Raw genomic sequence first — 13189 nt, 5'->3', positions numbered from 1 at the left:
GTGGGTTTTGCCGCCAGACCTATATGCATTTAGTCCATCAGGAAGTTGTTTAAAAATGTGTTTTTAAGGCCCAGCCAGATAAAAAAGCTGATCAAACCCCAAAACAAGTACACGCGATAAAAATCCACCGTTTCCTTGTACCGGGACTCGATGATTTCAGATTTTTCCAAGGCGTCGATCTGATCGAAAATACGGTCAAGGGCATCGTTTTCCGTGGCGCGGAAGAACTGCCCCCCGCCTATATCCGCAATATCGCGGAGTGTGGTTTCATCTAAATAGCTTTCGATCATCTGTGGTCGGCCAAAAAAATCTTGCCCGTAGGGCACCATACCGTCTTTTCCTACCGCAATGGTATGAATTTTAATATCCAAAGCGGAGGCGAGCTGCGCCGCATAGATCGGGTCCACATTACCGGCATTATTTTCTCCATCGCTCAGCAGCACCATCACGCGGGAGTTTTCCATATCTTCCTTCATCCGGTTCGCACCCGCGGCGATAGCGGAACCGATCGCCGTCCCCTTGGCATCCATCATGTTAAACGTGATGTCATTAATCAAGTCAGTGAGCAGCTCATAATCAGTCGTCAGTGGCGCCAGCGAAAAGGCCTCCCCAGCGAAGACCACGATACCTATGCGATCCCCTACCCGCCCACGGATAAAATCCTTGGCCACCGTTTTTACCACCTCCAAGCGATTCGGGGTAAAATCCTGCAAGTCCATGGACTCCGAAATATCCAGCACCAACATGATATCGATGCCCTCCGTGTACTGCTCCACGCGCTCATTTGTCTTTTGCGGACGTGCTAGCGCCACGGTAAGTAAAATCATGCTCAACAGATAGAAATATGTGGGCACCAGGCGCAGGTAGGTCCATAGATTTTGGATCGTTTTCTTCCCAGGAATAGACAGGTCGAGTACCGGATTTTTTAAGAGCTTTATAAACTTGCGAATCAGCAGGAGGAGGGGCACGGCCCAAAGCAAATGCAATGCCCACAGGTTTTCCCACTCATAGGATCGAAAGGTGTCTGGAGCAAACCAGAAAAAGGAGAAAAAGTCAGACAGGCTATTTACTTTCATGCGTACGAGCAGCTATTTTTTGGGCAAAGGTTTCTTCGCAGATGGCTTTTAATTCTTGGCAGGCGCGTGCACTATCTGCGGAGGCAGCGGCTCCTGCATAGATGATCGCTTCGATAGCGCGGAATTCCTTCAGCAGCTCCTTATTCTCCATAAAGTCAGCGATTTCAGAAGCTGTCCACTCGCGGAAAGGCTTTTGGTTGAGGTGCTGCATATAAGCACGCCATAAGCCCAAGAGCTCGTCTGCCTTTTCCATGGTAGGGGCATCCAGGAAGGCTTGTTCCGTCTGCTGCCACTTGGTCTTAAAGCGCTTGTAGCGTCTTTTTTCCAGGTAGACACGCCACCTTTGGCGCAGCCGATCACCATATACATACAAGAGACCTGCCAGTACGGTAAGAAATACGAGTCCTAAAATTCCCCAAAGCAAGCTATTAAAGCCTTTCGGCACATCCTGATAGGCATCAAGCGATAGTAGGTCCAAAGACTCGGGGAGTTCGCGAAGCACAAATTGTGTGGCGATAGGAAAGGGAATTTCCGCCTCATACACCAGGCTATCAAACTCCTGTAGCGCGAAAATGGGCAGAGCCAAGCTGAGTACACTATCCATCTCGAAGTGTGTGATGCGGTAGACGACAGAGTCAACTGTCAGCCCATCTTCTGTGTAGCTTGGAAAGGTTTGGCGCCCTAAGAGCACGAAAGGGGCATAGTTATAGGCGCTATCAGGAAAAACCACATTCAGCTGCTCCGGATACCGAGCTTTCAAAACAAAATGCGCAGGCTGCCCGATTTTTAGGGAGTCTTCCTTAAAATAGCCCCACACTTCAGCAGTTTGGCTGTATGCCGATACCGAAAAGAGGCCTAGCGTACCGTAAAGGAATAAGGCGATTAAGCGTTTAACCACGTTTCATGGATTTATTTCTGCTCTTAAACAGGTCGATGAGCGGAAGAACGATGTCATCGCGGCTGTTCAACTGCAGGTAATTGATTTGATTTTTTTTACATACTTCGCGCAGCTTTTCACGATCGGTCGTGAAGGTATCTGCGATGCGCTTAGAGAAAGCTCCGAAGGCGGTATTCACCCAGGTAATGGAGCCCGACTCCCGGTCTTGCAGCGGGATAATCCCCAAAGAAGGTAGGCGTGACTCCCGTGGGTCTACCAGTTGGATCACGATTACATCATGCTTTTCCGCTAAAGCTTTTAAGCGATTTTCGTAGCCTTCATCGATAAAATCTGAGATAATAATCAGGATGCTGCGCTTTTTTATTAGGTTGAGGGCAAAGGTAAAAAGCCCTGTCAGATCGGTTTTTTTCGACTTTTGGGAGGGCTGGAAGATCCCTTTCACTACTTTCACCCCCTGCTTGGGTCCTTTTCCGGGGAGGATAATCACTTCCTTTTCGTCTGAATAGCTGATTAATCCTACCTGGGAGCCATCGACGATAGCGGCCAGTGTGAGGACACCGGCTACCTCGCGTCCCTTGTCCATTTTCTTTTTTCCTAGCTCGCCGATTTCCTGAGAAGCAGAAACATCAAGCAAGAAATAGACGGCTTGATCTTTATCCTCTTTAAAGGTCTTCACGAAGGTACCATGTCCTTTCGCGGAAACTTTCCACTCAATGGTCCGTACGTCGTCTCCATATTGGTAAGGACGGAGGTCATCGAATTCCAAGCCCGCACCCTTGAAGATAGAGCGATAGTCCCCTTGCAGGTGATTATTCGCCACTTTTCGGATCATGATCTCATACTTGCGTAGCTTTTTGAGGAGTTGATTCATGGATTTCAGATTAAGCAGGCTAATTTACAGCTCTAATGGGAATAAAAAAACTGCTTTGACAGGAAGCTTGCCCGATTTTACTTGGAATTAACTAATTTTAAGCCGTGAAAAGATTCTTACTCGCATTACTTCTTCTGGGCCTAGGTGCCTGTTCGGAGCCTGATCTTCCGGAGGGGATTTTGGATGAAGAGAAAATGGTGGAGCTCCTCATCGACCTGCATTTGGCCGAAGGCATGACCAGCACCTTTCCGATCGCCTTCGATTCGGCGCGCGTGCTGTACCCCTATTTGGAAAATGAAGTTTTCCGAAAACATCAAATCCCCGATTCTGTTTTCCATGAAAGCCTGTTGTATTACATGACAGATCTACGTAAAATTAATCGGATGTACGAGCGTACGATCGATTCCTTAAACGTAAAAGAAAAGTTACGTAACCCCTGATTTACATGAAGTTATATCCGGAGAATCTGGAAGAAAAAATAAACTTTGATAAAGTAAAAGCGCTGATTAAGGCGCAGTGCACCTCGAGCCTGGGAACAGACTTCGTCGATAAAGTGCAGTTTTCGAAAGACTATGAACAAGTCAGCCGTTTTCTGGAGCAGACGCATGAATTTGTCCAAATTTTAACTTCGGGGGAAGCCTTTCCAAGTGCGCACTTCACGAACGTGCATCCCTACCTGGACAAGGCACGCCTGGAAGGCACTTTTCTCTATGAGGATGAATTTCATGCGCTGAAAGCCTCCCTCCATACCCTGGACGGCTGTGTACGGTTTTTCGCCAAGCATGGAGAGGAATATCCCGAGCTGACCAAGCTGACGGGCTTTGTGGAGCTGGACGACAGCTTGTATAAGGCCATCGACCGCATCATCGATGAGAAGGGCAAGGTGCGCAACAATGCCAGCCGCGAGCTTTCCCTGATTCGCAGCCAAATTCTTTACGAGGAAAATCGCCTGCGAAAGGTACTCGACCGCATCTTTAAGGAGGCAAAAGGCCGTGGCTTCACCCCTGAGGATGCAGCCGTAACCATACGAGGGGGACGGATGGTCATTCCCGTCTTAGCCGAAAATAAGCGGAAGATTAAAGGCTTCATACATGATGAGTCGGCCACCGGCCAAACGGTCTTCTTAGAGCCCGCCGAGGTGCTGGACATCAACAATGAGCTGCAGGACCTCGCCTACATGGAAAAGCGGGAGATTCGCAAGCTGCTCACCCAGCTCACAGATCGCGTGCGGCCGCTGATCCCCGTACTTAGAAAGGCCTATCACTTTTTAGGTATGCTGGATTTTATTCGGGCCAAGGCCAAATTTGCCCGGCAAATCGGGGCGGTGAAGCCCCATTTAGAGAAGCAGCGCATACTGGACTGGCGAAATGCACGGCACCCGATCCTAGAGTTGGCTTTGCGCCAGCAAGAAAAGAGCATCGTACCCCTGCAGATGAAGCTGGACCATAACCACCGCCTGCTGGTCATTTCCGGGCCGAACGCTGGGGGTAAATCCGTTACCCTGAAGACGACAGCACTCGTGCAGTATATGCTGCAGTGTGGCCTGCTGGTCCCCATGGATCCAGACAGCACCTGCACCCTTTTCGATCAGTTTTTTATCGATATCGGGGATGAACAAAACATCGAAAATGACCTCAGCACCTACAGCTCACACCTGATGAGCATGAAGCATTTCACGCGTTTTGCACACAAAAAGACGGTATTGTTTATCGATGAGTTCGGAACAGGAACAGAGCCTCTTTTCGGAGGAGCTATCGCGGAGGGGATCCTACTACACCTGGCCAAATCAGGCGCTTATGGGGTCATCACCACGCATTATGGCAACCTGAAGCAAGTGGCCGCCAAGACACAGGGGCTCGTTAATGGTGCCATGCGCTACGATGTGGAGCGTCTCGAACCTCGGTATGAGTTGGAAATCGGCAAGCCGGGCAGCTCCTTCGCGCTGGAAATCGCCCAGAAAATCGGCATAGACACGGAAATCTTGAGCTATGCCAAAACGCATATCGGGGAAGACCGTGTGCGTTATGACCGTATGCTGACCAAGTTAGAAAACGAACAGCAGGCCTTACGGCGCAGCACACAGGAACAGAAGCAGCGAGAGCGTCAGCTGCAGCAGGAACTCAGCCGCTATGAAAAGCTGGCAGCAGATCTGGAGGAAAATAAGAAAAAATATTTGGCCGAGGCCAAAGCTGAGGCGGCCAAGCTGCTCGTGGACGTGAACCGCAAGATCGAGCTTAGCATAAAGGAAATTCGTGAAAAGCAAGCCGATAAGGAACGTACTAAGGCGATACGTGAGGAACTGGAAATGCTTAAGCAGGAGGTTCGCCCCACCGTTAAGGACCGACCTAAAAAAGTGACACCCGAGCCGGTAGTGGTGCTGGAAGGTAGTATTCAGGTCGGGGACACGGTGCGGCTAAAAGATAATGGGGCCATCGCAGAGGTGCTGGGCCTATCGGCCAAAGAAGCTGAAATCAGCATCGGGGAGCTCAAGTCCCTGGTGAAGCTGAAGCGGCTCGAACGCATCAGCGCCGGTGAGGCCAAGCGTGAAAAGCGCAGCAGCAGCAGACATGCTTCTTATGCCACGGATAAGATGCTGAATTTTTCACCTAACCTAGACATTCGGGGACGCCGAGGGGAAGAAATCCTCAGCGTAGTCCAAAATTTCGTGGATGAAGGAAATATGCTTGGCATCAAAAACCTGCGCATCGTGCATGGCAAAGGAGATGGCATCTTGCGCCAGGTAACGCGCAATGTCCTTCAGCACATGCCCGCCGTGCGGAAAGCAGAGGATGAGCATGCAGACAGAGGAGGTTCGGGGGTTACGCTAGTCACCTTAAAAGACTGAGTGACACGCTTATGGAGGGAACCAAACTGCTTAGCCTATCAGCTGCCGCGAAAAGCCGCCTAATGAAATGAAAGCACTCCCAGAAAGGTAACTCTTTTTGGGAGTGTTTTTTTGTTTTTATTCGGACAAAAGAAAATGGCCTTTGACGCCTACATCCGTATGCACTCCTGCCAGCCCCACCTACTTTCCTGCTGCTTTATAAAAAAAAGTACATGCTAGGCAAAAGCCGGCTATGGAGCTTACTGACGAAGGGTAAACTGGAGGACGTAGGATCCGCCGATGGCCTCGATGCGGCTCACCGGAACGCTCTCTTGATCCGCTCCCACAGCACTCACCGTAAACTCTAGTCGCAGGGTATTTGCATTTCGGGTAAACGTGATCGGCACTCCGGAAGCAGGTCGATTACCCCCGAGGACTATTCTGCCGAGGTTTTCTTCGTCAGGAAAACTAAAGTTTGTAGAGGCAGGGAATAAGTCATTCGCGTTAGCGCTGGTAAACCCTTTTTCTGTGGTAAATGTCACCGACATATCCTGATAAAACTGGGTCTCCTGCTGGCTGTTTCGCGTTACCAAAGACACCTCCCACGTGGCGGTATTGGCATTCGCTAGGCGCTGCGTAGCTTCTTGTTCCGGGCTTAGACTGGGCGCTCCATCATCGGAGCCGCAGGCAGCCCATACGAAAAGGAGTAAAATAAAATAAAGCTTTTTCATACGTGTAAATTATGGCGTAAAATACTCGCTTTCTTTATGGAATCAAAAAATTATGGCTATTTATATGCACTTATCGCAATATTTTTTGTGCAAAACCCATATTCCCGAGGGTCATTACTGCACACAATAACAATGCGATCGTTTGCATAACGGGCGATCAACTCGAGGTACCAGTCCACACCCTGCATATCCAAGTTGGACGTAGGCTCGTCCAAAAGCAGGAGTGGCACATCGGAAAAAAGTGCTAAAGCTAATTTTAGGCGCTGCTTCATACCTGAGGAGAGCTCACTCACCAGCTTATCCCCATGCGTCTCCAGGTAGGTGATGGACAGCACCTCCTCTTCCTGTAGACCGGGAAGCAGCTGCTTAAACTGAAAGTGAAAATGAATCAATTCCCGCACGGTTAGTTCTTCGGGGAGCTCCATGTAGGGGGCCACAAAGCTCAGGTAGCGATACACCTCTTCTACCTCGATTTCCTTTCCGCTAAATCGATAGTATAGGTGTCCATCTGTTTGCGGCAAAATACCCGAAAGTACTTTCAGCAGGGTGGATTTTCCGGAACCATTACTCCCGGTAATGACCACTTTCTCACCTGCTAAAATCTGCAGCGACACCCCCCTAAAAATCCATTCGTAGCGGTATCTTTTCGACAGCTGGTCTACCCGAATCCCCTCTACCTGCATACCGGTCTTATTGGATATATCCCTTCATCACCCCGCGCTCGGAGGAACGGATAAAGTTGACGATCTCATCACGCTCGCGGGTAGCGGGGAGATTGATTTCGATTTCCTCGAGGGCTTTCGAGTTGTTCATGCTATTTAAAAATAAGTAGCGATACACCTCTTGGATGAGGGCGATCGTTTCCGAGTCGAACCCTCTTCTTCTAAGTCCCAAGCTATTCACGCCCGCATAGCTGAGCGGCTCTCGGGCTGCTTTCGTAAAGGGAGGCACATCCTTTCGAACCAGTGAACCACCTGAAATCATGCAGTGCATCCCGATTTTCACAAACTGATGAATCGCTGAGCTGCCGCCGATGACCGCCCAGTCATCGATGACGACATGCCCAGCCACTTGCACACTATTGGCGATAATGACATGATCCCCCACGACACAGTCATGAGCGATATGGACATATGCCATCAGCAGACAGTGTTTGCCTACGCGTGTCGTCTGTCGATCCAGTGTCCCCCGACTTATCGTCACACACTCTCGGATCGTGGTATGGTCTCCTATCATCACAGTAGACGACTCCCCTTGGAACTTAAGATCTTGGGGCACGGCTGCGATAACAGCTCCCGGGAAAATTTTACAATTGTTACCGATTCTTGCTCCCGGATAGATGGTCACATTGGAGCCGATCCAGGTACCAGCACCGATTTCTACATCTTCATGAATCATCGTGAAAGGATCTACAGTGACTCCTTCCTCGAGTTTCGCTTCTGGGTGAATGACGGAGAGGGGACTAATCATGCTTCTTTTTTTACGATACTGGCTGTCATCACAGCTTCACAAACTAGGGTATTTCCGACATAGGCCTCCCCTTTCATTTTGGCGATACCTCTTCGGATAGGTGCTAAAAGCTCACACTTGAACACTAATGTGTCCCCTGGGAGCACCATCTTTCGGAACTTGCAGCTCTCTATCCCTAAAAAATAGGTCCAGTAGTTTTCCGGGTCATCTACCGTGCTGAGCACCAAGATGCCTCCCGTCTGCGCCATCGCTTCTACTTGAAGCACACCGGGCATCACCGGATTATCCGGAAAATGCCCCATAAAAAACGGTTCGTTTATGGTTACATTTTTCACCCCTGCCACCACAGTGCTATCTAGATATATGATCTTATCCAACAGCTGAAACGGGTAACGATGCGGTAAAATATTACTGATCTGATTGATATCCATGACCGGTGGAAGCTTAGGATCATAATGGGGAATATGGCTGGGGCCTAATTTTTCCATCGCCCGCTTCAACTTTTTGGCGAAAGCCACATTCGCAGCATGCCCTGGCCTAGCGGCCAAAATTTGGGCTTTCAAGGGGCGTCCCACGAGAGCCAAATCCCCTACCACATCTAACAGCTTATGCCGCGCTGGCTCATTTTTGAAGCGCAGCTTCACATTGTTTAAAATGCCTTCTTTTCGAACCTCTACGCGGTCTTTGTTGAACATTTTCGCCAGATGGGCCAGCTCCTCCTCTTCCACTACGCGGTCTACTACCACGATGGCATTATTCAGGTCCCCCCCTTTGATCAAATTCTGATTGTAAAGCATCTCGAGCTCATGCAAAAAGCAAAATGTCCTGCAGGAGGCGATTTCATGCTTAAACTGCGAAATATCGGTGATGCTAGCATGCTGACTACCCAGCACCGGTGAATTATAATCCACCATCACCGTTACCCGATAATCATCAAGTGGCAAAGCCGCCATCTCCACCTCCCGAGCAGGATCTCGGTAAGATATGCTTTCCGGCACCTCAAAAAAGCGTCTTAGCGCGTTTTGCTCCTCAAAACCAGAAGCCTCCAGCACCTCGATAAACTGAATGGAGGAACCATCCAAGATCGGTGGCTCAGGGCCGTCTAGCTGGATCAACACATTATCGATTTCTAAACCTACCAGGGCTGCCAGCACATGCTCCACAGTGTACACACGAGCGCCGCTTTGTTCTAAAGTAGTCCCGCGGGAGACATCCACCACATTATCGACGTCCGCATCGATTGTCGGCATGCCTTCTAAGTCCACACGCTGAAACTTAAAGCCATGGTTAGGAGGAGCAGGTAAAAAGGTCATGTTAGAGATTACACCTGTGTGTAGTCCCACGCCAGACACGGTTACTTGCTTCTTTATCGTATGTTGTTTTACCTTCATCGGTACTATTTTCCTTGCGAATTTTTTTAGATCGGCAAATTTAAGCCTTTTTTTCCAGTTCTTTTACCTTCTCTTGGAGTTCAGGTAGTTTTTTAAAGATCGCGTAAGCCTTTAAGAAAGCCTTTAACTCCATTCCCATATATCCGAAAAGCGTAGTACCCGGCTGGTTTACCGACTTAGAAATACCCGTACCCGCCCCCACCGTCGTGCGATCGGCTAGCTTGAGGTGCCCCACGATACCCGCCTGTCCCGCGATGACGCAGTTTTTACCCAGTGTGGTGGATCCCGAAACTCCTGCCTGAGCCGCCACCACAGTATGAGCCCCGATCACCACATTATGGGCCAGCTGCACGAGATTATCGATTTTAGCTCCCTCCTCTACCCGTGTGGCACCCATGGTGGCTCTGTCCACGGTCGTATTTGCCCCGATGCGGACATGGTTCCCTAAAATCACCTGACCGATCTGTGGAATGGCCTTATAAGAGCCATCCTCCTGTGGCGCGAAGCCAAAACCGTCGGAACCGATCACCGCTCCTTCATGGATGTCACAGTGTTCGCCGACGACCACGTCCTTACAAAGTTTAGCTCCAGCACGAATAATCGTTCCAGCGCCGATTTTCACCCCATCGCCGATGTAGGCATGCGGATAAATTTTCACGCCATCACCGATGATACAGTTACGACCGATGTAGGAAAATGCCGCGCGGTAAACCCCCTCTCCCACCTGGGTACCTGCTCCACAGTAGCTGGGTTCTTCCACCCCCATTAGCTCCTGCTGGTTGAGCTGCTCATAGGCAGTAAGTAAGTCTGTAAAAGCAGTATAGGCATTTTTTACGCGGATGAGCACCGTATTTACTTTGCGCTGTGGCGCAAAGTCCTCCGACACGATCACCGCCGTGGCCTCTGTTTCATAGAGATAAGGGACATACTTTTCGTTCGCTAAAAAGCTGATGCCTCCAGGCTTTCCTTCCTGAATTTTATCCAAACGCGAAACCAGAAGGCTCCCGTCGCCCTCTACGCTGCCATTTAATAACTGTGCAACTTGCTCTAAACTAAACTCCATTCCTCCTATTTTATGCTCACAAATTTAGGCTTTTCGCTTTACAGGCATAATATTTTTTCACGATTTTACTCATGGCCTTGATGTTGGGCAGGTCTGCCGCCTGTGCCACATCGATGATTTCCCCTTTTTTGGTTTGGATTAAAATCCGCTCCTTAGCGACATAGGCGAAGTTACTGATGGAGCCATGGGTAAAGAAGTAGTCTACGTGCTCCTCACTTAGGCCGCAGCGCCTTTTGGTTTTGGCCCGCAGGGCTTCCAGCTCCTCCACAGAAAAGGACTGACTCGATAAAGTGACCTTAAACAAGTTACGTTCCAAAAGCATCCGGGAGATGGCCTGCAGGACTGGGTCTTCACTGTCCTTCCAAGTTTTCACGCCCGCCCAAATGTCGTAGTCGTCCAGCGAAAGAAAAGATTTCAAGAGCGAAGGGTCAGATCTAAAATCTTGAAGACGAGCAGGTTTTGATAAAAAAACAGCGAGTGCATCCGTGGCCGGAACTGCAGTCCCTTCCATCCCGAGATGCTGTGCGCGACGGACCAGATTTATTAGCATTTTCTCCGCGCTCACCGTGGTCTTATGCAGGTATACCTGCCAGTACATCAACCGACGTGCGGAAAGAAAATTCTCGATGCTGTAAATCCCCTTTTCCTCCACCACCACTTGATCGTCTACGATAGCCATCATCTTGATGATGCGGTCGGCACCGATAGTGCCTTCGGAGACGCCCGTAAAATAACAGTCGCGCTGCAGATAGTCGAGGCGGTCGATGTCAAGCTGACTGGAAACGAGCTGATGAAAAAAGCGCCGCTCGTACTGATCGGTGAACATCCGGATAGCCAGACTGAGCTGCCCATTATGCACGGCATTCAGCTCTTCCATGATCATCAGGGAAAGTTCTTCATGGGTAATGCCCTGTAAGATGCTAAATTCTAGGGCGTGGGAAAAGGGGCCGTGGCCGACATCGTGTAATAAAATCGCGATTAATGCAGCTTCGTACTCTTCTGGCGTGATTTCTGTGCCTTTGGCCCGCAGGTGGTCTAACGTGACCTGCATCAGGTGCATGGCACCTAGGGCATGATGGAAGCGGGTATGGAGGGCGCCGGGGTAGACGAAATCAGTTAAACCCAGCTGCTTGATCCGCCGTAACCTTTGGAAGTAAGGATGTGAAATGAGGGTAAAAATCAGCTCACTGGGGATCGTGATGAAGCCATACACGGGATCATTGATAATTTTCTGACTTTTCAAGGGGGTGCTGTAAAGACCTTTAGTGTAAACAATGCTAAATTTAAAAGGAAAAAACGACAAGTATGCAAAACTATAAGATTTTATGGGCAGACGATGAAATCGACCTGCTGAAACCACATATACTCTTTTTAAGCCAAAAGGGCTATCAGATCACGACTGTTAACTCGGGTGTGGATGCCATCGAAAAGGTGGAGGAAGAAGAATTTGACCTTGTCTTTCTGGATGAAATGATGCCCGGCATGACCGGATTAGAGACCCTGCAGCAGGTCAAGCTGATGCGCCCGCAGCTGCCTGTGGTCATGATCACCAAAAGTGAGGAGGAGCATATCATGGACGATGCCATCGGAGGGAAAATCGCGGATTACCTGATTAAGCCGATCAACCCGAACCAGATCCTGCTGTCAGCCAAAAAAATCTTGCAGAACAAGCAGCTCATCACGGAGAAAACCAATCTCAGTTATCGGCAGGATTTTATGAATATCAGCATGGCGTGTAGCGATGCCGATACCCACGAGGAATGGACGGAGATCTATAAAAAACTCACCTACTGGGAGCTGGAAATCGACAAAACCGAAAACAAAAGCATGCAAGAGGTGCTCGACACCCAGAAGGTGGAGGCGAATGCGGCTTTTGCCAAGTTCGTGAAAAACAATTATGTAGAATGGTTGAAGGAACGCAGCGAGGACAAGCCCCTCCTCTCCCACCGCGTGCTACGCGAGCGTGTTTTTCCCCACCTGAAAAATGGTCGCCCACTGTTTTTGGTGGTGATCGATAATTTGCGGATGGATCAGTGGGAAATTTTAGAACCCCTTATCCTACAGTACTTCTCGATTAAATCCCGCGACTCCTATTACAGCATTTTGCCTACGACCACGGCCTTTGCGCGGAACGCGCTCTTCAGCGGCCTGATGCCCTCAGATATGGCACGCTTTCATCCCGAACTCTGGGAGGGTGAGGATACTGATGAGGCGAAAAATAACAAAGAAGAAGAGTTTCTCGGGGAGAATCTGCACAAGCACCGACTGTCGGTGAAGTACAGCTATCATAAAATTCTGCAGGCGAACCAAGGCAAACAGGTGCTTGATAATTTCAACAATCTGCTGCATAATGACCTGAATGCGCTGGTCTATAACTTTGTGGACATGATGTCCCATGCGCGCACAGATATGAAGATGATGCGCGAGTTAGCGCCGAATGAGTCTGCCTACCGGTCGTTGACGAAAAGCTGGTTTGAGCACAGCTCCCTTTTCGAGCTCTTTAAGCGCGTGGCTGACGCCGGGGCAGAGCTTATCGTGACGACCGACCACGGCACCAAACGGGTAAATAAGCCTTACAAAATCATCGGTGACCGGAATGTGACCACTAATTTGCGTTACAAGCAAGGGAAAAACTTGAATTTCGAGAGTGGTAAGGTCTTCGAAATAGAGCGCCCCGAGGATGCCAAGCTGCCCCGCTTTAATGTGACCACCAGCTATGTGTTCGCGGTAGAAGATTATTTTTTCGCCTATCCGAACAATTATAACTACTATGTAAACTACTTTAAGGATACTTTTCAGCATGGAGGTGTGTCTTTAGAGGAAATGATTGTACCTTTGGTACATCTTAAGCCGAAGTAAGCGGAA

General features: G+C 49.4%; 12 protein-coding genes. 3 read left to right on the top strand and 9 right to left on the bottom strand.

Annotated features, from left to right (window positions below; all coding sequences use genetic code 11):
- Positions 1-29: 29 nt before the first annotated feature.
- The 3 genes from ACXIT9_RS10625 to ACXIT9_RS10615 are packed head-to-tail and all read right to left on the bottom strand — an operon-like array spanning position 30 to position 2845.
- Positions 30-1076, bottom strand: a complete 1047-nt coding sequence (locus ACXIT9_RS10625) for a VWA domain-containing protein (protein WP_458056207.1) — start codon at positions 1074-1076, stop codon at positions 30-32.
- Positions 1063-1974, bottom strand: a complete 912-nt coding sequence (locus tag ACXIT9_RS10620; protein WP_458056206.1) for a hypothetical protein — start codon at positions 1972-1974, stop codon at positions 1063-1065. Before ACXIT9_RS10620 ends, ACXIT9_RS10625 begins: the two co-directional genes overlap by 14 nt.
- Positions 1967-2845 (bottom strand): DUF58 domain-containing protein, encoded by an 879-nt coding sequence (locus ACXIT9_RS10615; RefSeq protein WP_458056205.1) that lies wholly within the window; start codon positions 2843-2845, stop codon positions 1967-1969. The genes ACXIT9_RS10620 and ACXIT9_RS10615 overlap by 8 nt, the downstream gene beginning before the upstream one ends.
- A 104-nt stretch (positions 2846-2949) precedes the next feature.
- Here ACXIT9_RS10615 and ACXIT9_RS10610 point away from each other — a divergent pair, with 104 nt between their 5' ends.
- Together ACXIT9_RS10610 and ACXIT9_RS10605 are read left to right on the top strand one after the other, a co-directional pair.
- Positions 2950-3285, top strand: a complete 336-nt coding sequence (locus tag ACXIT9_RS10610) for a DUF4296 domain-containing protein (protein ID WP_458056204.1) — start codon at positions 2950-2952, stop codon at positions 3283-3285.
- 5 nt (positions 3286-3290) lie between these two features.
- Positions 3291-5690: an endonuclease MutS2 gene (locus tag ACXIT9_RS10605; protein ID WP_458056203.1), complete on the top strand. Its 2400-nt coding sequence runs from the start codon at positions 3291-3293 to the stop codon at positions 5688-5690.
- Positions 5691-5929: 239 nt separating this feature from the next.
- Here the strand turns inward: ACXIT9_RS10605 and ACXIT9_RS10600 are convergent, their stop codons facing one another.
- Genes ACXIT9_RS10600 through ACXIT9_RS10575 form a run of 6 tightly spaced genes read right to left on the bottom strand, consistent with a single transcriptional unit; the run spans position 5930 to position 11567 of the window.
- Positions 5930-6400: a hypothetical protein gene (locus tag ACXIT9_RS10600; RefSeq protein ID WP_458056202.1), complete on the bottom strand. Its 471-nt coding sequence runs from the start codon at positions 6398-6400 to the stop codon at positions 5930-5932.
- A gap of 56 nt (positions 6401-6456) precedes the next feature.
- Positions 6457-7083, bottom strand: a complete 627-nt coding sequence (locus tag ACXIT9_RS10595) for an ABC transporter ATP-binding protein (RefSeq protein WP_458056201.1) — start codon at positions 7081-7083, stop codon at positions 6457-6459.
- A 7-nt stretch (positions 7084-7090) separates the two neighbouring features.
- A complete protein-coding gene (gene lpxA, locus ACXIT9_RS10590; protein WP_458056200.1) occupies positions 7091-7870 on the bottom strand; it encodes an acyl-ACP--UDP-N-acetylglucosamine O-acyltransferase in 780 nt (259 codons plus the stop codon).
- Entirely contained in the window at positions 7867-9261 is a 1395-nt protein-coding gene (locus tag ACXIT9_RS10585) for a bifunctional UDP-3-O-[3-hydroxymyristoyl] N-acetylglucosamine deacetylase/3-hydroxyacyl-ACP dehydratase (RefSeq protein ID WP_458056199.1), read from the bottom strand. The genes lpxA and ACXIT9_RS10585 overlap by 4 nt, the downstream gene beginning before the upstream one ends.
- 40 nt (positions 9262-9301) lie before the next feature.
- A complete protein-coding gene (lpxD, locus tag ACXIT9_RS10580; RefSeq protein WP_458056198.1) occupies positions 9302-10324 on the bottom strand; it encodes a UDP-3-O-(3-hydroxymyristoyl)glucosamine N-acyltransferase in 1023 nt (340 codons plus the stop codon).
- A gap of 16 nt (positions 10325-10340) precedes the next feature.
- A complete protein-coding gene (locus ACXIT9_RS10575) occupies positions 10341-11567 on the bottom strand; it encodes an HD domain-containing protein (RefSeq protein WP_458056197.1) in 1227 nt (408 codons plus the stop codon).
- Between the two features lie 62 nt (positions 11568-11629).
- On the opposite strand from ACXIT9_RS10575, the gene porX reads away from it, so the two are divergent.
- Positions 11630-13183: a T9SS response regulator signal transducer PorX gene (gene porX, locus ACXIT9_RS10570; protein ID WP_458056196.1), complete on the top strand. Its 1554-nt coding sequence runs from the start codon at positions 11630-11632 to the stop codon at positions 13181-13183.
- The last annotated feature ends 6 nt before the right edge of the window (positions 13184-13189 follow it).

Source organism: Nitritalea sp., assembly GCF_054166705.1.
This window is presented reverse-complemented; position numbering and strand designations above follow the sequence as displayed.

Excerpts from the sequence above, each read along its gene's own strand:
- ACXIT9_RS10615 (WP_458056205.1), bottom strand. The coding sequence starts at position 2,845 with ATGAATCAACTCCTCAAAAAGCTACGCAAGTATGAGATCATGATCCGA.
- lpxA (WP_458056200.1), bottom strand. The coding sequence starts at position 7,870 with ATGATTAGTCCCCTCTCCGTCATTCACCCAGAAGCGAAACTCGAGGAA.
- ACXIT9_RS10625 (WP_458056207.1), bottom strand. The coding sequence starts at position 1,076 with ATGAAAGTAAATAGCCTGTCTGACTTTTTCTCCTTTTTCTGGTTTGCT.
- ACXIT9_RS10600 (WP_458056202.1), bottom strand. The coding sequence starts at position 6,400 with ATGAAAAAGCTTTATTTTATTTTACTCCTTTTCGTATGGGCTGCCTGC.
- ACXIT9_RS10605 (WP_458056203.1), top strand. The coding sequence starts at position 3,291 with ATGAAGTTATATCCGGAGAATCTGGAAGAAAAAATAAACTTTGATAAA.
- ACXIT9_RS10595 (WP_458056201.1), bottom strand. The coding sequence starts at position 7,083 with ATGCAGGTAGAGGGGATTCGGGTAGACCAGCTGTCGAAAAGATACCGC.
- lpxD (WP_458056198.1), bottom strand. The coding sequence starts at position 10,324 with ATGGAGTTTAGTTTAGAGCAAGTTGCACAGTTATTAAATGGCAGCGTA.
- porX (WP_458056196.1), top strand. The coding sequence starts at position 11,630 with ATGCAAAACTATAAGATTTTATGGGCAGACGATGAAATCGACCTGCTG.
- ACXIT9_RS10585 (WP_458056199.1), bottom strand. The coding sequence starts at position 9,261 with ATGAAGGTAAAACAACATACGATAAAGAAGCAAGTAACCGTGTCTGGC.